This is a genomic window from Nocardia sp. NPDC059154 (assembly GCF_042755705.1).
Lineage (GTDB): Bacteria > Actinomycetota > Actinomycetes > Mycobacteriales > Mycobacteriaceae > Nocardia.
Genome location: NZ_JBHZCS010000002.1, coordinates 1 through 21,530 on the forward strand (window position 1 = coordinate 1; position 21,530 = coordinate 21,530).

The following is a 21,530-nucleotide window of genomic DNA, read 5'->3' on the forward strand; positions in this document are numbered from 1 at the left end:
GGCGGAGGGGGGGGGGGGGGGGGGGAAAGGGGAGAAACGCCCGGTTGGGGTTTTTTGTGTTCCGGCCCTGGTGGCCCTCTCCCACGACGCGAGCGTCCGCTGCCGGGCGCGGCGACGACGCCGGGTACGCGGGCCGCATCCGACGGTGCGGCGGGTGTATTCGGGGCGGCCGCGTCGGCCGCTCCGGCCGGAGCGGCGGTGCGGGGCGAATTCTGGCCACCGGCAGCGGAACTCGCGGGCACACCGGCGATGCGGGAGGCGCGGCGACGGCGTCCGCCGGTACGCGCACCCACGGCTCCGGATCCACCACCTGCAGCGTCGGCCACCGCGGGCGCGCTGGACCGGTCGGGGGACGTGTTCCCTGGCACGGCGGCGGGCGGCGCGACCGCCTCGCCGACGGTGGTCTCCGCATTCGGCGGGAGTGGAGCGGCCGCGGTGGTGCGGCCGCCGCGGCGGCGTGAACGCCGGTTGCGCCGAGAGCGTTTCGCGCCCCTGGCGGCCTCGGCCGCGTCGGCGGACGAGGCCGGGGAGCCCTGGCCGTTGCGTGCCTCGGTGGCCGGGGACGAATCGGCTTCGGCGGCAGTCGTATTCGTGCCGTCGCCCGGCCTGTTCTCGCCGCGGCCGCCGCCGCGGCGGCGTTTGCGGCGGGCGCGCGAGCGGGAGCTGACGCCGGGTTCGACGGTGGCGGTCTCGGTGCCCGAATCCTCAGGGCGCGCAATCGGTTCCAGCCCGAGCTTGGCCAGGATCATGCGGACGACGCGGCCGGGGCTGCGGCCGTCGGTGCGCACTCGCACGGTCGCCACCTCGCGGTAGAGGGGGCGGCGGATCTTCATCAGCTCGCGGTACTTCTTGGCGGGGTCGTCGCCGTTGAGCAGCGGGCGGTTGGTGCTGGCGCCGGTGCGGCGCAGCCCTTCGCCCACACTGATTTCCAGGTAGACGACGGTACGGTCGTGCAGCAGGGCCCGGGTCGCGGCCGAGAGCACCGAGCCGCCGCCGAGGGAGACCACGCCGTGCCCGGCGAGGACGGCGTCGCGGACGACCTCCTCCTCCATGCGGCGGAACTCCGGCTCGCCGTCCTCGGCGAAGATCTCCGGAATCGTGCGCCCGGCGCGCTCCTCGATCCCGGCGTCGGTGTCGTAGAGGTCCACGCCGAGTTCCCGGGCCAGCTTGCGCCCGATGGTGGACTTGCCCGCGCCCGGCGGGCCGACCAGCACCAGACTGATTGCGGGCCGGTCGGTTTCACCGGCCGCCGCGGTGGGTTCGTGCTCGCCGGACACCGCGCTGTCGTCAGCGGTCACTGCCCGGCGTGGCCCGGGATGTGCGGGCGGGCGTTGATCCGCTTCAGGTAGGCGTGGATGTTGTCGACGGTCTCGGGCAGCGAGTCGCCGCCGAACTTGTCCAGCACGGCCTGCGCCACGACCAGCGCCACCATCGCCTCGGCGACCACACCGGCCGCGGGCACCGCGCACACATCCGAGCGCTGGTGGATGGCGACGGCTTCCTCGCCCGAGGACATGTCGACCGTCGACAGCGCCCGCGGCACGGTCGAGATCGGCTTCATGGCCGCGCGCACGCGCAGCGCCTCGCCATTGGTCATGCCGCCCTCCAGGCCGCCCGCGCGGTTGGTGGAGCGCAACACTCCGTCGGGGCCCGGCCGCATCTCGTCGTGGGCCTGGCTGCCGCGGCGGCGGGCGGTCTCGAAACCGTCGCCCACCTCGACGCCCTTGATGGCCTGAATGCCCATGAGCGCGGCCGCCAGTCGCGAATCCAGGCGCGCCTCACCGGAGGTGAACGAGCCCAGGCCCACCGGCAGGCCCTCGATCACGACCTCGACCACACCGCCCAGGGTGTCGCCGTCCTTCTTGGCCGCCTCGATCTCGGCGATCATGGCCGCCTCGGCGTCCTTGTCGAACGCGCGCACCGGCGACTCGTCGATGGCGTCCAGATCCGCGGCGGTCGGGACGACGCCGGTGGTGTTCGCGGCGGCGCCGATGGACACCACGTGCGAGATCACCTCGACGCCCAGCGCCTGGCGCAGGAAGTTCTTGGCCACGGTGCCCGCCGCGACCCGCGCCGCGGTCTCGCGGGCGCTGGCCCGCTCCAGGACGTTGCGGGCGTCGTCGAAGCCGTACTTGAGCATGCCCGAGTAGTCGGCGTGGCCCGGACGGGGACGGGTGAGGGGGGCGTTGCGGGCGAGGTCAGCGAGCTCGGCCTCGTCCACCGGATCGGCGGACATGACCTGGGTCCACTTGGGCCACTCCGAGTTCGCCACCTCGATGGCGACCGGGCCGCCCATGGTGCGGCCGTGGCGCACGCCGCCGACCATGGTGACCACGTCGGCCTCGAACTTCATCCGCGCGCCGCGCCCGTACCCAAGCCGTCGCCGGGCCAGCTGCGCGCCGATCTCGGCGGAGGTCACCTCGACACCGGCCACCATCCCCTCGAGGATGGTGACGAGAGCAGGACCATGGGATTCTCCGGCAGTTATCCAGCGCAACACGAGTGACATCTTTCCATGACAACCGGGGTGCTCGAACACACGGCCCGTGCATAGCCCGATGTCAGCGCACGGCCACCACCGCCACCATGCTCGCGGCACACATCGCGGGCCCGTGCGCGAGCGTCCCGGCGACGCCCGCCCGGCCGCCCGCGCCCGGGATCGGCAGTCGATGCCCGAGCATGCCGCCCAGGCCGGCGGCGGCGGTGAGCATGGGCGCGGCCAATGCTGCCCAGGACCAGGTCTGGGCGCCGCAGAGGGCTGTCGCCGCCCCTAGACCGAAGGCGAGTTTGACGTCGCCCGCGCCGAGGGCGCGCGGGAGGCAGAGATGGACGAACAGGTAGGGAACGGCCAGCAGCAGGGCTCCGGAGACCGCGAGTGCCGGCCTGCCCGTGGCGAATCCATAGCCGATCACGAGCGCGGCGCCGGGCAGGGTGAGGACGTTCGGTAGCCGCCGGCTGCGCAGATCACACACGCTCAGGGCGACGCACCACAGGGTCAGCAGCAGGACCGGCAACGGAGACATGGATCGAGGATCGCGCGGCGGCGGCCGGTGTGGGGGGCGTGATCGCGAAATGTGGAGAACCGCTTGCGATGTGAACAGCCTGGGTTCCACTACCGGGTCATTCACGTGTTGCGTGTCGGTGTTGCGGCGTGTCGGCGGTAACTTTGACGCATGTCTGCTGATCACGATCCGGTCCGGCGTCCCGACTACGCGCTGCGCAGGGCCAGCCTGCGCAATCTGCTGGTGGAGAACCGCGTCGATGCCCTGCTGGTCACGGACCTGATCAATATCCGGTACCTGACTGGTTTCACCGGGTCCAACGCCGCGCTGCTGGTGTACGCCTGGGATTCCAGCGAGGACCGCACCCTCATCTGCACCGACGGCCGCTACCTCACCCAGGTCGGCGTGCAGGTGCCCGATCTCCGCGCCGAGATCAACCGGGCCAGTGCCCGCCGCGTCATGGAGATCGCGGGGGAGTGGCAGACCGGCCGGGTCGGTTTCGAGAGCCACGTGGTCACCGTCGAACAGCATCGCGGCCTGTCCGCACTGGGCACCGGCCTGGACCTGGTCGCGATCTCGGGGCTGGTCGAGCAGTTGCGCATGGTGAAGGACGACTTCGAGGTCGAGCAGCTGCGCGCGGCCTGCGACGCCGCCGACGCGGCCCTGGCCACCCTGCTCGAACGCGGCGGCCTGCGTCCCGGACGCACCGAGCGGGAGGTGGCCCGGGAGCTGGAGTGGCTCATGTTCGAGCACGGCGCGGAGGCGGTCGCCTTCGAGACCATCGTGGCCGCGGGCGCGAATTCGGCTGTCCCGCATCATCGTCCGACCGGTTCGATGCTGGCCACCGGTGATTTCGTGAAGCTCGACTTCGGTGCGGTGGTCGGCGGCTACCACTCCGACATGACCCGCACCTTCGTGCTGGGTGCGCCGACGGACTGGCAGCGCGAGGTCTACGACCTGGTCCAGCGGGCGCAGCAGGCCGGCCGCGAGGCCCTGACCCCGGGCGTCTCGACCAAGGCGGTGGACGCGGCGTCGCGCGCGGTGATCGAGGCCGCCGGGCACGGTGAGCTGTTCGTGCACGGCCTCGGGCACGGTGTGGGCCTGCAGATTCACGAAGCGCCCGGAATAGCCAAAACCGGCACGGGTACACTGCTGGATGGCGTGGCGGTGACCGTCGAGCCAGGTGTGTACTTCCCCGGCCGCGGTGGTGTCCGGATCGAGGACACACTCGTGGTTCGCCAGGGGGGCCCGGAGCTGCTCACCCGCACCAGCAAAGACCTGACCGTCGTCGACTGACGCGCGGTTCGACCGACTAGTAGGAGATCCGAGGACAGTGGCGGACACCAGCGACTTCAAGAACGGCCTCGTGCTGAAGATCGACAATCAGCTGCAGCAGATCGTCGAGTTCCAGCATGTGAAGCCGGGTAAGGGTCCCGCCTTCGTGCGCACCAAGCTGAAGAACGTGGTCTCGGGCAAGGTCGTCGACAAGACCTTCAACGCCGGCGTCAAGGTGGAGACCGCGACCGTCGACCGTCGCGACATGACGTACCTGTACCACGATGGTCAGGACTACATCTTCATGGACGGCGACACCTACGACCAGATCCACCTGAGCGAGCAGCTGCTGGGCCGCAACGCGGGCTTCCTGCTGGAGAACATGGCCGTGCAGATCGCTATGCACGAGGGCGAGGCGCTGTTCGTCGAGCTCCCGGTCGCCATCGACGTGATCGTCACCCACACCGAGCCGGGCCTGCAGGGCGACCGCTCCTCGGCCGGCACCAAGCCCGCCACCGTGGAGACCGGCGCCGAGGTGCAGGTGCCGCTGTTCATCAACCAGGGTGACAAGCTGCGCATCGACACCCGGGACGGCAGCTACATCAGCCGCGTCAACAACTGACGCGACGGATAATGTCTTTCGTGGCCGATCAATCGGACAAGAAGTCGTTCAAGAAGCTCGGCGCACGGCACAAGGCGCGCCGGCGCGCGGTGGATCTGCTCTTCGAGGCGGAGGCCCGCGATATCGATCCCGCGGATCTGCTGTCCGAGCGTGTCTCGCTGGCGGTGCGTGAGGAGTCGGTGGCGCCGGTGAACCCCTACACCCGGGTCCTGGTCGAAGGCGTCGCCGACGATCTGGACCGGGTGGACGGCACCATCGAGTCGTACCTGCAGGACTGGACGCTGGGACGGCTGCCCGCCGTGGACCGCGCCATCCTGCGGGTGGCGGTGTGGGAGTTGTTCCACGCCAACGACGTTCCGCCGGTGGTGGCGGTCGACGAGGCGGTGGAGCTGGCCAAGGAGCTGTCCACCGACGATTCGCCGTCGTTCATCAATGGTGTGCTCGGGCAGGTGGTCCAGGTGGCCCCGCAGGTGCGGGCCGCCGCGGCCGCGACCCGCGCCACCGTCGTCGCCGACGACGACGAGAAGTAGTTCGAAGGAGAAGCGCAGGGTGCGCAAGTATCTCGTGATGGCCATGCGCACCCCGCGCTTCGACGACTCCGTCATCGTCCCGCACAAGGACTGGCTGACGGCCGTCCGCGAGCGCGGACAGCTGGTGGAAACCGGCAAATTCACCGATGGCAGCGGCGGCGCGTACGTGATCACCGCCGAAAACCTGGCTGCCGCACAGGAACTGATCCAGACCGACCCGATTCACACCACGGGCGCTTCGGAACTCACCGTCTACGAGTGGGAAATCACCGGCTGATCCGGACTTTCGTCACGCCCCGGCGGGATGCAGCACGATCGTGCCCTTGGCCGCCCGGTCGGCCAGCAGCTGATGGGCGTGGGCGGCCTGGTCGAGCGGTAGCACGCGGTCGACGAGCGGGGTGAGTGATCCCGTCGCGGCGCGATTCAGTGCCGCGGCGCGCGCAGCGGCGACCCCCGCCAGCCAGTCCGGTCCGGAGCAGCCGATCAGGGTGAGGCCGCGCATGATCAGGTCCATGGCGCCGACCTGTGCGGGTGCGCCGGACAGGAAGCCGTAGCTGAGCATGCGGCCGCGCAGCGGCGTCATGAGATCCAGCAGGGCCAGGGCGGATTCGCCGCCGATCGAGTCGAACACGACGTCCAGCGTTGTGCCGCCGAGCATCTCGCGCAGTTGCTCGGTCCAGCCGGGACTGTGATGGTCGACGACGATGTCCGCGCCGAATTCGCTTGCCTGCGCGGCCTTTTCGGCCCCGCCCGCGGTGGCGATCACCCGCGCGGCGCCGTACTCCTTGGCCAGCTGGGTGAGATAGGCGCCGACGCCGGTCGCGGCCGCCTCGATCAGGACGGTCTCGGTGCCGGTGAGCCGCGCGGTCTCCAGCAGCGGGATCGCGACCGACCCGCTCATGGTGACGGCCGCCGCCTCGACGGTGCCCAGGCCGTCCGGAATCGCGGTCGCCGTCTCCACCGGAACGCAGACCTGCTCGGCATAGGTACCGAAACTGTTGCTGCTCACCACTGCTCGCTGCCCGATCAGCGCCGGGTCCACGCCCGCGCCGACCTCGGCGATGACGCCCGCGGCCTGGGTGCCGAAGACGATCGGGAACTCCACCGGCAGCGGGAACGCGCCCGACCGCAGCATGGTCTCCGGGAACAGCACCGGAATCGCCTCGGTGTGCACCAGGATCTCCCCGGACTGCGGGCGCGGCGCGGGCACCTCGCTCGCCACCAGGACGTCGGGTGCGCCGGTACTGGTCAATAGGATTGCTCGCATTGAAAACCTCTCATAAGTTGACTGACGGTCAAGATGTGTCTGCGAAGATATTGACCGTCGGTCAAGTTGTCAATGAAAGTGGTGATATGGACCGGCCCAAGGAACGTGCCGACGCAGCGCGCAACCGGCAGGCAATCCTGGCGGCGGCGCGGAAGTTGTTCGCCGAGGAGGGGGCCGAAGCCGCCACGATGGAACGGATCGCGGCAGCGGCCGGGGTGGCCAAGGGCACGCTCTTCCACCGCTTCGGCAGCCGCGCCGGCCTGCTGCACGAACTGATGGCCGAGGGTGCGTTCGACCTGATGGAGGCCGTGCGGTCGGGCCCGCCGCCGCTCGGTCCGGGCGCTCCGGCCGGGGAGCGCCTACTGGCCTACTTCGATGCCATGACCTGCCTGGTCGCCGACGACATCGAGATCTCGGTCGCCTATCGGGCAATACCTCCGCATCCACGTGCCGAGGAACTTCACGCCTTCTGGGCCGACCACATCAGCACCCTGCTCCGCGAGGTTCGCCCCGATCTCGACGCCGACGTGGTCGGCGGACTGCTGCTCGCGCCCCTGGGTGGTGATCTGGTGCCCTACCTGGTCCGTAACGGCCAGAAGGACCGGCTTCTCGAAGCCGTCCGGCAGCTGGTTCAGTCGGTCCTCGACGGATCTGCCTGAGACTACGGACCTGCCTGATTGGGGATTCGCCCGAGTCGCAACGAATCCGCCAGAGCCGCAGCGAATTCGCCCGAGTCGAAGTGGATGTGCCTGAGCCGCAACCGATCTGCCCGAGTTGCGACGGATATGCCCGGGTCGCGACGGATATGCCGGAGCTGCGAGGGATCTGCCTGCGGGGTGACGGATGTGCCTGAGTGGTAACGGTCCAGGTCAGTTCGGGTTGCTGTCGTAGCGTTCGCGGGCGGCGAGGACGTCCTCGATGTGGGTCTCGGCCCAGCTCTTGATCGCCTGCATGACCGGGAGCAGGCTGCGTCCGAGTTCGGTGAGCTCGTAGTCGACCCGGACCGGCACCGAAGCGGTGACCGCGCGGCTGACCAGACCGTCGCGTTCCATGGTGCGCAGGGTCTGGGTGAGCATCTTCTGGCTGACGCCCGCAACGATTCACCGGCGCCGCTGGCGCGGTCGGCGGTTTCGCGGTGGAACTGGCTGTGGCCCAGGGCCTTCGGGTAGTGGCGACCGCCGCGGCCCCGGACGAGGACCTGGTCCGCAAACTCGGCGCGGAGTTCTTCGTCCCGCGCGGCGCACGCTTGGGCGAGGCGGTGCGCGACCTGATCCCGGGCGGTGCCGACGGCGCGGTGGACGCCGCGTCCCTGGGCGCCGAGGCTCTCGACGCGGTCCGCTCCGGGGGTGTGTTCGCGGCTGTGGTGGGTGGCGCGGAACCGGCGGGTCTGCGCGGAATCCGCGTCGCCAACACCTGGATTCGCGCCGACGGTCCCCGGCTGGCCGAGCTGGCCGCCCTGGTGGACGCGGGCCGCCTGACCCCGCGCGTCGCCGGCACCCTGCCCCTCGACCAGGTCGCCGACGCCCACCACCGGCTCGCCGCAGGCGGCTTGCGCGGCCGCCTGGTGCTGATTCCCTGAACGGCAACAGTGCGCCGGGCCGTTTGTGCCCGCCGCGAATTTCGGTGGCGTGCGGCCCGGTTCGCGAGCCGAGCGCTGCTGCCTCAGTCCGAGGCGTCCGGGCCGGGTCCGGTCGGCTAGGTGAAGGACCAGACGGCAGCGGGGCGGCCGGTGGCCTTGACACGAACCCGTTCGCCGGTGCGGGAGAGCCCGGGGAGGGCGGCGAGGGTCCGGTTGAGGTTGCCGGGGTCCGGTTTCGCGCCGTGCAGGGCGGTGGTGAGGTCGACGGCTCTGGTGGCGGTGAACTGGTCGCCGGTCAGGGCGCGGGTGAATGTCAGGTCTTTCCAGAGCATCTCGGCCAGCCGGGCGCGGGCGGCGGTGACGATCTGGTTGTGGTCGAAGGCCAGATGCGGGACGGCGTCGAACGGGACCCAGGTCGCGCTGTCGGTCTCGTGCGGGCCGACCACGGCCCACATGGCGATGGACAGTGTCGGCCCGCGTGGATCGCGGTGCGGCTCATCGAAGGTGGCGACCTGCCCGACGGCGAGGATGGCGTCGGCCGGTACCCCGAGTTTGGTGTGGACCGCGCGGTGGGCGGCCTCGGCCAGGCGTTCGCCGAGGCCGAGCAGTATACCCGGCAGCGCGAGTTCACCGGCGAAGGGTTCCCACCGCCGGGGCGCGATGCCGAGGGCGGCGGTGGGGTCGTCGGGTCCGTAGCGCAGCGTGATCACGTCGATGGACACTGCGGATTGTTGCTCCACAAATGGACCATCATGCCTGAGCGGCGATCCGGAGCGTGCGATCGGCTCGGTCCGGACCGCATGCGGTGAGCACCACGGGCGCGCCGAGTTCGGCCTCCAGGTAGCCGGGCACGTCGGCGGGCAGGTCGGCCAGGGCCGGGGTGGCGGCGTCGAGGAGATCGGTGAGCCGCCGCTGGTGGCCGAGGTCCTGCCAGACTCCGCACGCCAGCCGGTCGACGCAGCCGTCGGGGGTGAGATAGCCGGTGGCGGTGCGGATGTCGCCGAGGGCGTCGAGGTGGTTGACGACCACGCCGTCGATCCCGCCGCAGGCTTCGACGGCGTAGCGGAGCAGCAGGGGATCGAGGTGCCCGCGCCGGAACGCGCCCTGGTATTCGCCGGTTCCATTGTGCGGCTCCGCAATCGCGAGCGCCGGGTCCTCGGTCGGGAAGGGTCCGGCCCCGTGCCTGGTCATGTACGCGCGGGTCACGCCGAGCACGCGGCCGGGCGCGCCGAGGCGCGCCAGCATGGCGCGCGCGTGCCGGGGTTCGACGGTCGACCAGGTGGTGTACGGGTGGGTGCCGCGCCACTCGTCGAGCAGCACCCCCTGTGCGCCTTCGAACACGAGCCGGCCCTGACGCGCGAACGCGGCGAGTTGCTCGCCCGGCAGGATGGCCACGGCCCGGGCGAACGCGGTGTACGCCGCGACCAGATCGTCGATCGGGTCGTAGCGGTGCCGTCCGCCCGCGAGTAGCGGCCCGTAGTGTTCTTCGAGCGCGATCAGTTTGCGCCGCAACACCTCCGGTCGCCGGCAGTCGGCGACCCGGGGCGCGTCGTGGCCGAGCGCGTAGCTCGCCGTCTCGCCGATGCCGATGCCGCACGAACCGTGCCGGGCGGTACCCCTCGTATCCTCCCGGCAACGGTTGGCGGCTCCGTGGATCGGCGTGGTGAGCAGGGCCCGCTCGTCCACGTAGAGCAGGGACAGCGGATCGGCGACGCCGAGCGCGGCGAGTTCGCGCGCCTCGGCGGCCAGGGCCAGCGGCTCCACCAGCATGTGCCGCGACAGCAGGGTCGGAACCCGCGACAGGGTGCCGGACCCGAACTGGTGGAAGGTGTGGTGGCGGCCGTCGGCGATCACATTGTGGGCGGCCTGCGCCCCGCCGTTGAACCGCACCACCGCGGCCACGTCGAGCCCGGCCTGCGATGAGCACAGCCAGTCCACGGTGGCGCCCTTGCCGGCATCGCCGAAGCCCAGGTCCACCACGATCAGGTGACTGTCGCCGAACATGTTGTGTCCCTTCGTCTATCGGATCCGGTCAGAGATCCACGTCGTCGGTCCCGGTGGCGGCCGGCAGCGCCCCGACGCTGCGTCCGCGCCGGGCGCCGCCCAGCGGTGCGAGGGCCTTGCCCACCGCGTCGGCCTCGCTGGTCGATCCGATATCGCGCAGATCGGCCAGCCCCGCCCCGAGATCGATGCGGTCCTCGGCGATGCCGATGGTCAGGGCGATGAGCTCGCACACCGCGGCCGGATCGTCGAGCCGCAGGAACCGCTCACCCAGCAGCCCCTGCCAGTGCTCGGCGATCTCCGGATCCCGGTAGTAGCTGGACTGATTGGGCAGGATGTAGTGCACGTGCCAGCGGTCGGCCAGCTCGCGGTAGATCGACTCGACCGAGATGTCGCGGTCGACGTCGTCGCCGATGACGGTGCGAAGGTGGCGCGCGGCCAGCCGCTTCTTGTTCAGCTCGTCGCCGACGATGAACAGGTAGCCCTTGCGGCCCCGCTTGTCCCACGCGTCGGTGGCGGTGTGCCGGGCGATGAAATACGCTGCCAGCTCGTAGCTTTCGGACTTCTGCCCGCCACCGCCGCCCTCCAGCAGGATGAGCCGCAGCTGCTCGTCCATCCGGTTGTCGGATTCGAACTGCCCGACCTGCAGCGGCACCCGGTCGCTGTCGGCATCGCCGATGGCCCCGAACAGGATCTGCGGATCCTCCGCATAACCCTTGCGCTGCAACAGCCCGTGCAGTTTGGCCAGTTTCTCCTGCATGATTCGGGGCACCCTGCCCATGGATCCGGTGACGTCGAACAGCACCGCGATGGGCACTGAGTTGCCGTGGTCGTCGGAGTCCCGCGACTCCCGCTTGTCCACCCCGAACGGGTCCAGGGTGGGGTGCGCCTTCCACTGATCCCACGGCACCGACCGCATATCCGCGGTGTAGCCGAAGTCGTCGAGCCCCTTCGCCGCGCGGAAGGTCCGCGCCGCATCGTAGGCACTGTCGTCCCAGCGTCCGTAACCCATTGCTATCACTTACCTTTCGTGAGCTCGAAGGGCCGGAAGCGGCGCTTCCCGTAGAGCCGGTCGAGCAGATCGTCGAATTCCCCGAGCAGGTCCGCGGCGTCGGGCCGCAGCCGTGGATCGAATTGCAGGCACCCCGTGGCGTAGGACCGCAGGGCCGCGGGCGCGCGGTCGCCGAGCATGGTGAGCATCAGGCGATGCGCGAGGTGGACATCGGTGGCGGGGGAGACCGCGTCCCGGATCTCCGGTGGATAGTCGAGCGACTTCAGCGTGGCCGCCGCCGGATTCCCGGGCCGGGTCGCGAAAGACCAGCCCGCCAGCACGATTCCGTGCAGGCGCGGATGCACCAGCACATTGGCCGGGCTGATGGCGGTGTGCACCCACCCCGCCAGCTGTGCACCGGCCAGGCAGCGCAGCAGCCGGCGATGCATCCAGGCGTAGTCGCGCGGATCCAGGCCACCGGGGTAGGCGGCCCGGACCTCCTCGAGTGTCACGAACTCCCCGGTGAGCGCGCCGAGCACGTTCACCGTGCGCTGCTCGCCGGTCGCGGAGTCCAGGTGGTCGACCGTATCGATCAGCTCCGGGAAGTAGGGCTCCAGCCATTCGTGCTCCGCGGCCACGATCGCGATGTCGCGCAGGGCATTTCGTTCCCCGGACAGCAATCGGTTGGCCGCCGCCCGGCGCGGGATCTTCACGACCCGGTCCGAGCCGCTGCGAAACACGTCCGCTACCGAGCCCGACGCGTGCAGCGCACCCACCGGGTACGTCCCGTGCGCGCCGGTCACCTCGAAGGCGGGCTCGTCCAGTTCCAGCCACTGCCGGTACAGCTCGGCCAGCCGGGCGAACGCGGCCACCGCGATCCCGGCGTCGACGGCCTCCACCCGATCGGGATGCACGATCCCCGCCAGCCGGTGGTAGCGCCGCCGGGCGTCCTGCGGGGCCGCGGAATCCGTTGCGGCAGAACCGAACAGATCCTCGGGCCGCCGGGCCGCCCGAATGCTCTCGGCGGTCTCTCGTGCTGTCGTCATAGTTTTAGGCTAGATGACTAAAACTATCCGCACCAGAGGTTCGGGACAACTTTTTGTAGTTTCGACAAAAAGGGCTTGGCGGGCGGGCCTTGTCGTCAGCGACCGGGGTGCGCGACCCATCCGGCGACCACGGCCAGTCCGGTGGGCCGGTGCACGGCCAGGAATCCGAACGGGCGGTCGAACGTCACCGTGGTGTGCAGCACGGTGTGCGTGGGTCTCGGGAACCGGGCGCTGCCCAGGTTCATCGACAGCGCGGTGACCGCGGCGGCATCGAACCCGGTCTCGGTGAAGCGCGCGAACACGTCCTGCGCGGCCTGGTCGACGTAGAGCGGGCGCGCCGACATCGCCGGGAAGTGGCCGCGCGCACTGTCGGTCACCGTGGTCAGGCCGAACAGTGCCGACTGGTCGATCAGGTTGTGCAGGCTGCGAATCTCGAAGGGCGGCAACAGGGTTTCCAGGCTGTCGCCCTGTCCGTGATCGGGCGCGGCCTGTACTCTCAGTCCGGGTGCCTCGGTGCCTGCGGGCAGGTCCGTCCGGATCGGGATGGTGCCGTCCAGTGCGTCGAGGCCGGTCGTCAGAACCGTGCCCGGCGTGCCCTCACCCAGGAGCAGGTGTACGTCGAGATCTTCTGTGCCGTAGACGATTACGCGGGTCACCGCCGTACCGGCGCCGAGTACGCTCGCGTGCTGTGGGCGCGACGAGAACCGGCGCAGCGCGGGACCGCTGTGCCCGCGCCACGGTCCGTCGGTGACCTGGATGGTGGTCCGGTGGAAGGGGGCCTCCCACCGAGTGCGAGCGACCAGCGCGGTGGCGAGCACCAGGACCGTCGCGGCGTCGATCGGGAGCGGGAACTTCTCGATCAGGCCGTCGGTGTGGTCGTTTGCCCAGGTATCGAGCGCGGCCTGATCGGTGAGGGTCTCCACGGTTCCCGCCGGCAGTCGTTGCGACCACTCCGGGTGCAGCGGCAGGTCCCGCCGGACCCAGAGGCCGAGTGCCGCCGAGGCCGAGTCGGCCTCGGCCAGTATGCGCAGCATGTCCAGCGCCCGGTCGTGGCCGTCGGCGGCGGAAATGCCGGTGGCCGTGGCGAGTTCGCTGCGTCCGGGCTCGTCGGCGGCGGAGGCCAGCAGGGCGAGCAGCGGCCAGACGCCGCAGCCGGACAGTACGAAGTCCCCGGCCCCGGCGGCGGCGCACCAGCGGGCCGTGAGGCGGTTGGCGGCGGCGATGTGGGCGGGCAGCGGGGTCGGCATGACGCCAGCCTAGGTGTGGTGTGAGCAAGGGCCGCCGGATACAGTGAGAGAAATTGTGTCGTTTGCTCTCATCGAGGAGATCATGATGGTTGTCGCCGAGTCGGCCACGGATGGCGCGCTGCGGTTGCGGGCGCTGATGGCGGGGGACGGCACGGCCGCACGGGCCTGGGAGTTGTTCGACAGTCTGCCGGCGGTGCGGGTCGAGGAGATCACCACCGGGCGGTGGCGCGGGGCCGAGGTGGCGACCGGCCATCCCTGGGACGGGATGCTGGTGGAAAGCGGCTGGTACGGCAAGCAATTCGACAGCGCCGACAGCGTGCAGCCGCTGCTGTTCTCCGATCCGGCCGGGGACATCTTCCCGGTGGATCCGCGGCGGGTGCCCCTGTTCCTGGCGGGAAAGGTGCCGGTCGACACGCTGAAACCGGTGCGCCGGTCGCTCGGGGTGCTGCGGCCGGTGCTGCAAACCCGGACTCCGCGCGCTCGCCTGCGGAATCTGGAATTCCGTGGAAAGGCCAGTGCCGCAATGATCTACGACGATCTGCCGATCATCGACATCTTCCGCAAGGTCGACGAGGACACCCTGCTGGGTGTGATGGACAAGCGCGGATTGACCGAGCCCTACTTCTTCGTGCTCGACCGCGACCGCTAGCCCGGGCGGCGAAGCGACTGTGCCCGAGCCGCACTCGGCTTACCATCGAGGGAGGCGGTGGTCAACGGCTCGGGAGGTCCCGATGGAACGTACGACCTGTCTGATCGTCGGTGGGGGACCGGCGGGAATGTTCCTGGGGCTGCTGCTGGCCCGCGGCGGCATCGAGGTCACGGTGCTGGAGAAACACGGTGACTTCCTGCGTGACTTCCGCGGCGACACCGTGCACCCCACCACCCTGGACCTCATCGACGCCCTGGGCCTGCGCGAGGACTTCGCGAAACTGCCGCAACGGCGGCTGACCACCGTGCAGATCCCGATCGGCGGCCGCATGGAGTCGCTGGCGAGCTTCTCCCACCTTCCGGGCCGGCACAAGTACGTGGCCATGGTGCCGCAGTGGGACCTGCTGGATCTGCTGGCCCGCGTCGGCGATGCCGAACCGGCCTTCCGGCTGCGGATGAACACCGAGGCGGTCGATCTGGTGCGCGAGGACGGCGTGGTGGCCGGTGTCAGCTATCGCACGAAAGACGGTGTGACCGGCGAGATTCGGGCCGATCTGACGGTGGCCTGTGACGGCCGCGCGTCGGTGTTGCGTGCGGCCGCGGGCCTGAGCGTGCGGGACTGGCCGACGCCGTTCGATGCCTGGTGGTTCCGGATCCCGCGCAACAGTACCGACCCGGCCGGACTGGTTCCGGTGGTCAGCGCCCATCGCATGGTGGTCATGTTCGATCGCGGCGACTTCTGGCAGAGCGCCACCCTCATCGCCAAGGGCAGCGACGCGGAACTGCGTGCGCGGCACCCGGTCGCGGAGATCATGCGCAGCCTGGCCGCGGTGGTGCCGTGGCTGGCCGACCGGACCGACGCGCTCCGAAGCTGGGACGAGGTGAAACTGCTGAACGTCAAGCTGGATCGGCTCGACCGCTGGTACACCGACGGACTGCTGTGCATCGGCGACGCCGCCCACGCCATGTCACCGATCGGCGGGGTCGGCATCAACCTGGCGGTCCAGGACGCGATCGCGACGGCCCGCATACTCGCCCCGAAACTGTTGTCGCACACCGTGACCACCGCGGATCTGGCCCGCGTGCAGCGTCGCCGGATGCTGCCGACCGTCGTTATCCAGGGCATGCAGCGCCTCGCCCACACGCAGATCGTGCGCCCCGCGGTCGGGGGCCGGCTGAACGTCTCGAATTCGCGCGAAACGCCCGTGGCATTGAAGATCTTCCGCCGTATCCCGGTGATCCGCAGCCTCCCGGCCTTCCTGGTGGCGCGGGGTGTGATTCCCGAACCGGTCCCGGACTTCGCTCGCCGCGCCTGACTGGAGCATCCGGCCGGAATGCCGCCTACGCCCCTCGGGTGCGGGGAAGTGTGCGCGGCGTCCGGACCCCTCGTCATCGGACGCCGCGCGGGCGGAATTGAATGCTGATGCGCGGCCCCACCGGCCGTCTGGTCTTGGGTATCGCGTGCTCCCAGGTGCGCTGGCAGGAGCCGCCCATGACGATGAGATCCCCGTGTCCGAGGGGATACCGCACGCTCGCCCCGCCGCCGCGCGGGCGCAGCAGCAGGGCGCGCGCCGCGCCCACCGAGACGATGGCCACCATGGTGTCGTCGGTGGCGCCGCGCCCGAAGGTGTCCCCGTGCCAGGCGACGCTGTCGTTTCCGTCGCGGTAGTAGCACAGGCCCGAGGTGGTGAACGGCTCGCCCAGTTCAGGGGAGTAGTGCGCGCTCAACGCCTCCCGTGCCTCGACGAGTACCGGATCCGGTAGCGCCCGCTCCGCCTCGTAGAAGCACAGCAGCCGCGGCACATCCACCATCCGGTCGTACATCGCCCGCCGATCCGCACGCCACGGCACCTCCGTGACGAGCCGTTCGAACAGCACGTCGGCGCCACTCAACCAGCCCGGCAGCACATCCACCCAGGCGCCGTCGCCGAGCTCGGTGCGCCGTATCCCCTGCAGCGCACCGAGCTCCACTTCCCCGAAGCCGTCCAGAAGTGATCCCTGCCAAGGCGTCGACATGCCGAATAACCTACCACAGTTCCGAACATATGTTCGATAGGGCTGTTCAGATGTCGAGTTCTTCGTCGATCTTGCGGAGCTGGTGGCGGGCCAGGGCCAGGTTGCCGCGGATGCGGTCGAGGGCGAGATAGAGGAACAGGTGACTCGACGGGTGCGCGCTCAGCGGGCGCAGCAGATGGTACTGGCCGGTCAGGGTGATCAGGATGTCCTCGATACCCTCGTCGAGGCCGAGCTGCTCGATGGTGCGCATCTTGGCGCGGACCACCTCGGTATTGCCGGCCGCGCCGAGCTGCAGGTCCAGGGATCGGGATCCGCCGGCGGTGCCCAGGGTCATCCCGCTGCTGTAGTCGACGATCGCGGCGCCGAGCGCCCCGTCGATGGTCATCATGTCCTTCAGTGCCACATCCAGATTCGACATGTGTCTCCCTTTCCGTGTGATGTCATCGATCGGTGGAATTCGGGTGCCGTCAGTCGTGCTGGGCCGGCGCCAGGGTCGCGGCGATGGCGCGGACCACCGGGCGGGCTTCCAGATGAACACGGGCCAGCGTGGCGTCGGCGCCCGTGAGCAGGGCCAGGCAGGCGATGGGTCCGGCGCGGTAGACCACCACATGGCCGACGCCGCTGTCGAGGACCACCTCGTGCAGGTCGGCGCCATGGGTGGCGGCCGCGAAGGTCAGCGACACCGACAGCAGTGCCGCGGTCAGCGCCGCAATGCCGGTGGCTTCTATGGCATCCGGGAGATCGTCGGCCAGTAGCAGGCCGTCGCTCGAGGCCACCGCGGATCCGATCAGGTGCGGAACGCGTTGCCGTAGCGCGCGTAGGTGGACATCCAGGTCGTTGTTCGCCGGCTCCGTCCGCGGTGAATTGATACGAGCCCCGCTTCCCGGGCCGGTGAGGGCGATGGCTTCCGGCGTGATCGTCATGGCTCGTCTCCTGTCTCGGCTGGAACCTCTTCGCTCATACTCGTGTCGATCGATCTCGAGCCGAACGCGTTGTGTCACTGCGTGATCTGTGAGAGCTCTCCATTTGCCGTGTGACAGCGCTTCGATTCCGGACCCGCCGCAACTTGGACAAACGAACACAATAGCCACGACGTGCGCGTGTCAACGCCTCCGATCCCATTGGGGCGCTGATGGTTTCACAAGCTCACCTTCGGCTCCATCCAGAATAGCGATCCATCGGCGAATGCGCAGCAACAATGTGCACTCCTGTGCTGGGCCGATTTTCGGCACGGGCGCTTCTGCATACCCGAACCGTCGACTCTGCATGACTTGCGCGCCTGGGCATTTCAAAACCGACCGACCAGTCGCGCCCGGGTCCGGTGCGTGTGGGATGGATCCTCTTGAGTATGCATACGGGCGGACGTATTGTTTTCTGCATGGAACAACACGTCTTCACCGAGGCGACCGATCCGTTCTGTTTGGACCGAGCAGATGCCGTCGCACTGCTGGCCGGGGCTCCATGGGGGAGGTATGCCGTTGTGGGAGACAGTCTTTCGGCGGGAATCGGCGATCCGACACCGGGCTACCGGGATGTGGGCTGGCCGGACCGGGTGGCCGAGATCCTGCGGACAGTCCGGCCGGGCCTGGACTACCTCAATGTCTCCGAGGTCGGGGCGACGACCGCGCAGACGCTCGAGAATCAGGCCGCCCGCCTGCTCGAGTTCTCACCGGACCTGGTTCACCTGCCCTGCGGGGCCAACGACATCGCACGGCGCACACCGGACTTCGGCGAGATCGAGCGGACACTGCGGCAGATGTACGACCTGGCGAAGCAGACGGGCGCCCTGCTCACCACATTCACGCTCGGCCGGGCCTATGTCGTCCCGGTCTTCCCGGACTGGCCGGAACGGGTCGCCGCGGTCAACGAGATCGTGCGCGGGCTGGCGGCCGAGTACGGCGCCCTCGTGGTCGAGATGTGGGACCACCCGGTCAACGACCGCGACAACCTGCTCAGCGCGGACCGCATCCACTTCTCGACCTCCGGTCAGGCCGTGATGGCGGCCGAAGTGGTGAAGAAGCTGGCGAATTCGTTCGGGCGCAACTGAACGCGCCGGACCCCGACAAATGAAGAGGTTCTCATCGTGGCAGTCACTCAGCACTCAGCAGGTCGGCCGATCCTGGCGCAGGACGCTGAAGCCATCCCCTGGATAACGGTATCGATTGTCCTGGCCGCCTTGTTCATAGCGGTCCTCGACTCGTTCATCGTCGTGGTCGCCGCCCCGTCGATCGTGGCGGATCTGCATGCCTCCGCCGGCGAGGTCCAGTGGGTGCTGGCCGGTTATCAACTCGGCTACGCGGTTTTCATCATTACCGCTACGCGCCTGGCCGACCTGTACGGCCGCAAACGTGTCTTCCTGTTCGGGGTGGCGCTGTTCACCCTGTCCTCGGTGGCGTGCGCGCTGTCTCCGACCGCGGGCAGCCTGATCGCCGCGCGGGTCATCCAGGGGCTGGGTGCCGCTCTGATGGTTCCGCAGGTGTTCGCCTACGTCACGGTGCTGGTGCCGGCGGCGCGGCGGCACAGCGTCTACGGCGTGCTCGGCATCGTCATGGGGATCGCCACCATCGGCGGGCAGGTCATCGGTGGATTGCTCATCGGCGCAAACCTTTTCGACTCCGGCTGGCGGCTGGTGTTCTGGGTGAACGTGCCGATCGGAATCGTCCTTTTCGGGCTGGCCGTGCGGTCCGTGCCGGCGACCGGCGCGGCCGTCACCCGGAAGCTGGATCTGCCCGGCGTCGTGGTGCTGAGTACCGCCCTGCTCCTACTGGTGCTGCCGCTGATTCAGGGACAGCAGGCGGGATGGCCCGGCTGGGCGTGGGCCTGCTTCGCGGGCAGCGCCGTCGCTTTCGGGGTGTTCGTCGCGATCGAGCGGAATCTGGAACGGCGCGGCGGGGATCCGCTGGTACCGCTCACATTGTTCCGGCAGCGTTCGTTCTCGCTCGGGATCGTGCTCGTCCTCGCGCTGTACGCGCTGATCTACTCCTACTACCTGGCCCTGTCGGTCACGATGCAGCAGGGACTCGGGATGTCCGCGGTCGGCGCGGGCCTGGTCTACACGCCGGCAGCCATCGCGTTCTTCGTGTTCAGCATGGTGGCGAGCCGGACCATCCCGACATATGGCCGCCGCGTCCTCGAGATCGGGGCGATCATCATGGCGAGCGGCTATCTGGCGACGGGACTGCTGCTGACGGCCGGCCCGCGCATCACTCCGCTGCTGGTGATCCCCACCCTCGTGCTGCAGAGTATCGGTGGCGGACTGGTCATTACGCCGGCGCTCAACACGGTGCTGAGCCGCGTGCGGCCGGAGTCGGCCGGTGTCGCGTCGGGTGCCTTGTCCACGGCCCAGCAGTGCGGCGGAGCGCTGGGCGTCGCCGTGATCGGAGCGATCTTCTTCGGTTCGTTCCACCCCGACGCGGTCGGCAGGGTCGCCGCCGCCGGGCACGCCTTTGCCGTCGCGTCCTTCGCGACGTTCGGCGTCGCGGTCATCGCGGGCACTGTCGTCTTCCTGCTGCCGAGGCGGCCGGCGGCCGCGGACTGAGCAGGTCGGCGCGCTGACGGCCACGCCCCGGGCCTGGCCGTCAGCGTCGCTACCGCTCAGGCCCGGACCTGATCGTGCTCGTTCACGAAGTCGAGGAACCGCGGAATCACCTGTTCGGGGATGGCCCACAGCATCTCGTGGCCCACGCCGGGGTAGATCTCGACCTCGGCCCCCGGAATGTGCTCCCGTACCCGCCGCGCGCCCACCTCCGGATCGTTGGCGACCGTGGTAGCGCCGAACAGCACCATCAGCGGCGCGGTGACGGCCGCCAGCTGCTCATCGGTGAGCGGCCGCTCCCACGGCATGGCGATGCGGAACTTGATGGGGCGGAGGCGGGGATCTCGGTACGACTGATCCAGTACTACTTCGGCACCAAGCGTGATCTCATGCTCGCCACGCATCGTGCGGTGGTGGAGGACTGGGGGAGAGGGTTCGCGGAGGCGCTCGGAGCGCTGGGGCCCGATGCCGCTCCGCGCGAGGTCATCAGGGCTGTCTCGCTCGGGCTGATTCCCCTGGATGATGTTCGGCACCAGGACAATCTGGTGTTCGCGGCCTTCCATGCGGCCAATCTGACCGGCAATACCGTCACCTCGGAGGAGATGATGGGCGCGCCGCGGTATCTGATCACCAGCTTCACCGAGCAGCTGCGGCGGGAGCGTCCGGGCGAAACCGGCACGCGTGCACTGGAACTCGACGCGGAGCTGATCGTGCTCGCGGTCACCGGGATCAGTCAGGCGGTCCTGGCCGGCGGGACCACCCGGGAGACGGCGGTCGAACTACTCGACCACCTGCTCGACCGGGTGTTCGCCGGCGAATAGCGGCTAGCGGCCCTGGTCGCCGACCTGGGCGCGCACGAAATCGACCACCGCGTCGGTGAATTCGTCATTGGCGTCGCTGGCGGCGGTGTGCGCCGCGGTGCCGATCTCGGTGTAGTCGGCGTGCGGGACCAGGGCCCGGAACGCGGCCACGCCCTCCTCGCTGACGACGTCGGACAGCGCTCCGCGCACCAGCAGCACCGGGATGGTCAGCTGCCGCGCCGCGTTCTCCAGCTGCTCGGTGTGCACGTCGATCTCCTCGCCGCGCCCGTCGCGCGGGCCGCCCATCATGGCGGGATCCCAGTGCCAGTACCAGCGGCCGTCGGCGCGCTGGCGCAGATTACGTTGCAGCCCTTCGGGATTGCGCGGCCGGCGGCGGTGGGGGAGGTAGGCGGCGACGGCGTCCGCGGCCTCCTCGAGGCTGGCGAAGCCCTCGGGGTTGCTGCTGAGGAAGTTGATGACGCGCTCGACGCCCTTGCGCTCGGGACGCGGCACCACGTCGACGAGGACGAGACCGGTGATGCGCTCGCGCTCCGGGTGGGTGGTTGCCATGAGCCCGGTCAGGCCGCCCATGCTGGCGCCGACGATGAAGGCGGGCTTGTCCAGTTCGCGCAGCACCGCCATGAGGTCCTCGACCATGGCCTCGCGCGTGTAGTTGCCGTCCGGGTCCCAGTCGCTGTCGCCGTGTCCGCGCGCGTCGAGCAGGACGGCGTGCATCCCGGCCTTGGCCAGGGCGAGTCCGGAATCCTTCCACGAACCGCGGGTCTGCCCGCCGCCGTGCAGGAACACCACCAGCGGGCCGTCCTGGGGTCCCCAGCTGTCCCCGGCGATGGTGATACCGCCGTGCCCACGGAAGCTCACCCGGGCGGGTTCGGTGAATTCAGCGTCGTTGCTCACCCTTCGAGCATTGCACACGCGTGTTTACGGTGTATGAAGACTGGCCGGTAGCTAGG

Annotated in this window: 23 protein-coding genes and 3 pseudogenes; 11 read left to right on the forward strand and 15 right to left on the reverse strand. The window is 69.7% G+C overall.

All coding sequences use genetic code 11. From position 1 onward, the window contains the following. Positions 1 to 731 precede the first annotated feature (731 nt). The 3 genes and pseudogenes from ACFXN1_RS01665 to ACFXN1_RS01675 all read right to left on the reverse strand — a co-directional run. Positions 732 to 1,223, reverse strand: a pseudogene (locus ACFXN1_RS01665) (shikimate kinase); the annotation flags it as partial. Positions 1,224 to 1,294: 71 nt separating this feature from the next. Further along, positions 1,295 to 2,500, reverse strand: a complete 1,206-nt coding sequence (gene aroC / locus ACFXN1_RS01670) for a chorismate synthase (RefSeq protein ID WP_379387245.1) — start codon at positions 2,498 to 2,500, stop codon at positions 1,295 to 1,297. Between the two features lie 61 nt (positions 2,501 to 2,561). Next, positions 2,562 to 3,023 (reverse strand): prepilin peptidase, encoded by a 462-nt coding sequence (locus ACFXN1_RS01675; protein ID WP_379463467.1) that lies wholly within the window; start codon positions 3,021 to 3,023, stop codon positions 2,562 to 2,564. Positions 3,024 to 3,173: 150 nt separating this feature from the next. On the opposite strand from ACFXN1_RS01675, the gene ACFXN1_RS01680 reads away from it, so the two are divergent. From ACFXN1_RS01680 to ACFXN1_RS01695, 4 genes are read left to right on the forward strand one after another with little or no spacing between them, the layout of a single operon-like run. Then, on the forward strand, positions 3,174 to 4,298 hold the full coding sequence (locus ACFXN1_RS01680) for a M24 family metallopeptidase (RefSeq protein ID WP_379400493.1): 1,125 nt from the start codon (positions 3,174 to 3,176) through the stop codon (positions 4,296 to 4,298). 37 nt (positions 4,299 to 4,335) lie between these two features. Further along, positions 4,336 to 4,899 (forward strand): elongation factor P, encoded by a 564-nt coding sequence (gene efp / locus ACFXN1_RS01685; RefSeq protein WP_354837343.1) that lies wholly within the window; start codon positions 4,336 to 4,338, stop codon positions 4,897 to 4,899. 20 nt (positions 4,900 to 4,919) lie between these two features. Next, positions 4,920 to 5,429, forward strand: a complete 510-nt coding sequence (nusB, locus tag ACFXN1_RS01690) for a transcription antitermination factor NusB (RefSeq protein WP_379445880.1) — start codon at positions 4,920 to 4,922, stop codon at positions 5,427 to 5,429. 19 nt (positions 5,430 to 5,448) lie between these two features. Next, entirely contained in the window at positions 5,449 to 5,706 is a 258-nt protein-coding gene (locus ACFXN1_RS01695) for a YciI family protein (protein ID WP_379387050.1), read from the forward strand. Between the two features lie 12 nt (positions 5,707 to 5,718). On the opposite strand, the gene ACFXN1_RS01700 is transcribed toward ACFXN1_RS01695, so the two are convergent. Beyond that, positions 5,719 to 6,696 carry a zinc-binding alcohol dehydrogenase family protein gene (locus ACFXN1_RS01700; RefSeq protein ID WP_379445881.1) on the reverse strand — a complete coding sequence of 326 codons (978 nt, stop codon included), beginning with the start codon at positions 6,694 to 6,696 and terminating at the stop codon, positions 5,719 to 5,721. Positions 6,697 to 6,782: 86 nt separating this feature from the next. On the opposite strand from ACFXN1_RS01700, the gene ACFXN1_RS01705 reads away from it, so the two are divergent. Then, complete coding sequence (locus ACFXN1_RS01705; RefSeq protein ID WP_379445882.1) at positions 6,783 to 7,355, forward strand: helix-turn-helix domain-containing protein; 573 nt, start codon at positions 6,783 to 6,785, stop codon at positions 7,353 to 7,355. Between the two features lie 210 nt (positions 7,356 to 7,565). Here ACFXN1_RS01705 and ACFXN1_RS01710 read toward each other — a convergent pair. After that, positions 7,566 to 7,793 (reverse strand): annotated as a pseudogene (locus ACFXN1_RS01710) (winged helix-turn-helix transcriptional regulator); the annotation flags it as partial. Between the two features lie 32 nt (positions 7,794 to 7,825). On the opposite strand from ACFXN1_RS01710, the pseudogene ACFXN1_RS01715 reads away from it, so the two are divergent. After that, a pseudogene (locus ACFXN1_RS01715) lies at positions 7,826 to 8,275 on the forward strand (zinc-binding dehydrogenase); the annotation flags it as partial. 116 nt (positions 8,276 to 8,391) lie between these two features. On the opposite strand, the gene ACFXN1_RS01720 reads toward ACFXN1_RS01715, so the two are convergent. From ACFXN1_RS01720 to ACFXN1_RS01740, 5 genes are all read right to left on the reverse strand, one after another. Beyond that, positions 8,392 to 9,015: an NUDIX domain-containing protein gene (locus ACFXN1_RS01720; RefSeq protein WP_379463468.1), complete on the reverse strand. Its 624-nt coding sequence runs from the start codon at positions 9,013 to 9,015 to the stop codon at positions 8,392 to 8,394. A gap of 10 nt (positions 9,016 to 9,025) precedes the next feature. Beyond that, positions 9,026 to 10,279, reverse strand: coding sequence for an adenylosuccinate synthetase (locus ACFXN1_RS01725; RefSeq protein ID WP_379445885.1), 1,254 nt, complete (start codon positions 10,277 to 10,279; stop codon positions 9,026 to 9,028). Positions 10,280 to 10,307: 28 nt separating this feature from the next. Further along, entirely contained in the window at positions 10,308 to 11,288 is a 981-nt protein-coding gene (locus ACFXN1_RS01730; protein WP_379445886.1) for a hypothetical protein, read from the reverse strand. 5 nt (positions 11,289 to 11,293) lie between these two features. Continuing rightward, positions 11,294 to 12,313 (reverse strand): hypothetical protein, encoded by a 1,020-nt coding sequence (locus tag ACFXN1_RS01735; protein ID WP_379445887.1) that lies wholly within the window; start codon positions 12,311 to 12,313, stop codon positions 11,294 to 11,296. Positions 12,314 to 12,408: 95 nt separating this feature from the next. After that, positions 12,409 to 13,560, reverse strand: a complete 1,152-nt coding sequence (locus tag ACFXN1_RS01740; RefSeq protein ID WP_379445889.1) for a serpin family protein — start codon at positions 13,558 to 13,560, stop codon at positions 12,409 to 12,411. Between the two features lie 136 nt (positions 13,561 to 13,696). On the opposite strand from ACFXN1_RS01740, the gene ACFXN1_RS01745 reads away from it, so the two are divergent. Beyond that, on the forward strand, positions 13,697 to 14,209 hold the full coding sequence (locus tag ACFXN1_RS01745) for a DUF4334 domain-containing protein (protein ID WP_379445891.1): 513 nt from the start codon (positions 13,697 to 13,699) through the stop codon (positions 14,207 to 14,209). A gap of 82 nt (positions 14,210 to 14,291) precedes the next feature. Beyond that, positions 14,292 to 15,524: an FAD-dependent oxidoreductase gene (locus ACFXN1_RS01750; protein ID WP_379445890.1), complete on the forward strand. Its 1,233-nt coding sequence runs from the start codon at positions 14,292 to 14,294 to the stop codon at positions 15,522 to 15,524. A 73-nt stretch (positions 15,525 to 15,597) separates the two neighbouring features. Here ACFXN1_RS01750 and ACFXN1_RS01755 read toward each other — a convergent pair whose 3' ends face one another. Genes ACFXN1_RS01755 through ACFXN1_RS01765 form a run of 3 tightly spaced genes read right to left on the reverse strand, consistent with a single transcriptional unit; the run spans position 15,598 to position 17,147 of the window. Then, positions 15,598 to 16,224 carry an alpha-ketoglutarate-dependent dioxygenase AlkB gene (locus ACFXN1_RS01755; protein WP_379463469.1) on the reverse strand — a complete coding sequence of 209 codons (627 nt, stop codon included), beginning with the start codon at positions 16,222 to 16,224 and terminating at the stop codon, positions 15,598 to 15,600. Between the two features lie 46 nt (positions 16,225 to 16,270). Next, on the reverse strand, positions 16,271 to 16,642 hold the full coding sequence (locus tag ACFXN1_RS01760) for a hypothetical protein (RefSeq protein ID WP_379400480.1): 372 nt from the start codon (positions 16,640 to 16,642) through the stop codon (positions 16,271 to 16,273). Between the two features lie 49 nt (positions 16,643 to 16,691). After that, on the reverse strand, positions 16,692 to 17,147 hold the full coding sequence (locus ACFXN1_RS01765) for a roadblock/LC7 domain-containing protein (protein WP_379440046.1): 456 nt from the start codon (positions 17,145 to 17,147) through the stop codon (positions 16,692 to 16,694). A gap of 455 nt (positions 17,148 to 17,602) precedes the next feature. Between ACFXN1_RS01765 and ACFXN1_RS01770 the strand changes: the two genes are divergently transcribed. Together ACFXN1_RS01770 and ACFXN1_RS01775 are read left to right on the forward strand one after the other, a co-directional pair. After that, a complete protein-coding gene (locus ACFXN1_RS01770) occupies positions 17,603 to 18,271 on the forward strand; it encodes an SGNH/GDSL hydrolase family protein (RefSeq protein WP_379440048.1) in 669 nt (222 codons plus the stop codon). A 36-nt stretch (positions 18,272 to 18,307) separates the two neighbouring features. Beyond that, positions 18,308 to 19,762 carry an MFS transporter gene (locus tag ACFXN1_RS01775; protein ID WP_379440049.1) on the forward strand — a complete coding sequence of 485 codons (1,455 nt, stop codon included), beginning with the start codon at positions 18,308 to 18,310 and terminating at the stop codon, positions 19,760 to 19,762. A gap of 56 nt (positions 19,763 to 19,818) precedes the next feature. On the opposite strand, the gene ACFXN1_RS01780 is transcribed toward ACFXN1_RS01775, so the two are convergent. Next, a complete protein-coding gene (locus tag ACFXN1_RS01780; RefSeq protein WP_379440051.1) occupies positions 19,819 to 20,163 on the reverse strand; it encodes an alpha/beta fold hydrolase in 345 nt (114 codons plus the stop codon). Between ACFXN1_RS01780 and ACFXN1_RS01785 the strand changes: the two genes are divergently transcribed. Further along, positions 20,149 to 20,580 (forward strand): TetR/AcrR family transcriptional regulator, encoded by a 432-nt coding sequence (locus tag ACFXN1_RS01785; RefSeq protein ID WP_379440053.1) that lies wholly within the window; start codon positions 20,149 to 20,151, stop codon positions 20,578 to 20,580. The genes ACFXN1_RS01780 and ACFXN1_RS01785 overlap by 15 nt on opposite strands. A 3-nt stretch (positions 20,581 to 20,583) precedes the next feature. On the opposite strand, the gene ACFXN1_RS01790 is transcribed toward ACFXN1_RS01785, so the two are convergent. Continuing rightward, a complete protein-coding gene (locus ACFXN1_RS01790) occupies positions 20,584 to 21,474 on the reverse strand; it encodes an alpha/beta fold hydrolase (RefSeq protein WP_379440054.1) in 891 nt (296 codons plus the stop codon). Positions 21,475 to 21,530 lie beyond the last annotated feature (56 nt).

Coding starts and splice junctions, on each gene's coding strand:
- ACFXN1_RS01750 (WP_379445890.1), top strand. CDS start 14,292: ATGGAACGTACGACCTGTCTGATCGTCGGTGGGGGACCGGCGGGAATG.
- ACFXN1_RS01785 (WP_379440053.1), top strand. CDS start 20,149: ATGCTCGCCACGCATCGTGCGGTGGTGGAGGACTGGGGGAGAGGGTTC.
- ACFXN1_RS01780 (WP_379440051.1), bottom strand. CDS start 20,163: ATGCGTGGCGAGCATGAGATCACGCTTGGTGCCGAAGTAGTACTGGAT.
- ACFXN1_RS01770 (WP_379440048.1), top strand. CDS start 17,603: ATGGAACAACACGTCTTCACCGAGGCGACCGATCCGTTCTGTTTGGAC.
- ACFXN1_RS01735 (WP_379445887.1), bottom strand. CDS start 12,313: ATGACGACAGCACGAGAGACCGCCGAGAGCATTCGGGCGGCCCGGCGG.
- ACFXN1_RS01745 (WP_379445891.1), top strand. CDS start 13,697: ATGGCGGGGGACGGCACGGCCGCACGGGCCTGGGAGTTGTTCGACAGT.
- ACFXN1_RS01755 (WP_379463469.1), bottom strand. CDS start 16,224: ATGTCGACGCCTTGGCAGGGATCACTTCTGGACGGCTTCGGGGAAGTG.
- ACFXN1_RS01730 (WP_379445886.1), bottom strand. CDS start 11,288: ATGGGTTACGGACGCTGGGACGACAGTGCCTACGATGCGGCGCGGACC.
- ACFXN1_RS01760 (WP_379400480.1), bottom strand. CDS start 16,642: ATGTCGAATCTGGATGTGGCACTGAAGGACATGATGACCATCGACGGG.
- ACFXN1_RS01740 (WP_379445889.1), bottom strand. CDS start 13,560: ATGCCGACCCCGCTGCCCGCCCACATCGCCGCCGCCAACCGCCTCACG.
- ACFXN1_RS01705 (WP_379445882.1), top strand. CDS start 6,783: ATGGACCGGCCCAAGGAACGTGCCGACGCAGCGCGCAACCGGCAGGCA.
- ACFXN1_RS01700 (WP_379445881.1), bottom strand. CDS start 6,696: ATGCGAGCAATCCTATTGACCAGTACCGGCGCACCCGACGTCCTGGTG.
- ACFXN1_RS01725 (WP_379445885.1), bottom strand. CDS start 10,279: ATGTTCGGCGACAGTCACCTGATCGTGGTGGACCTGGGCTTCGGCGAT.
- ACFXN1_RS01675 (WP_379463467.1), bottom strand. CDS start 3,023: ATGTCTCCGTTGCCGGTCCTGCTGCTGACCCTGTGGTGCGTCGCCCTG.
- ACFXN1_RS01680 (WP_379400493.1), top strand. CDS start 3,174: ATGTCTGCTGATCACGATCCGGTCCGGCGTCCCGACTACGCGCTGCGC.
- ACFXN1_RS01765 (WP_379440046.1), bottom strand. CDS start 17,147: ATGACGATCACGCCGGAAGCCATCGCCCTCACCGGCCCGGGAAGCGGG.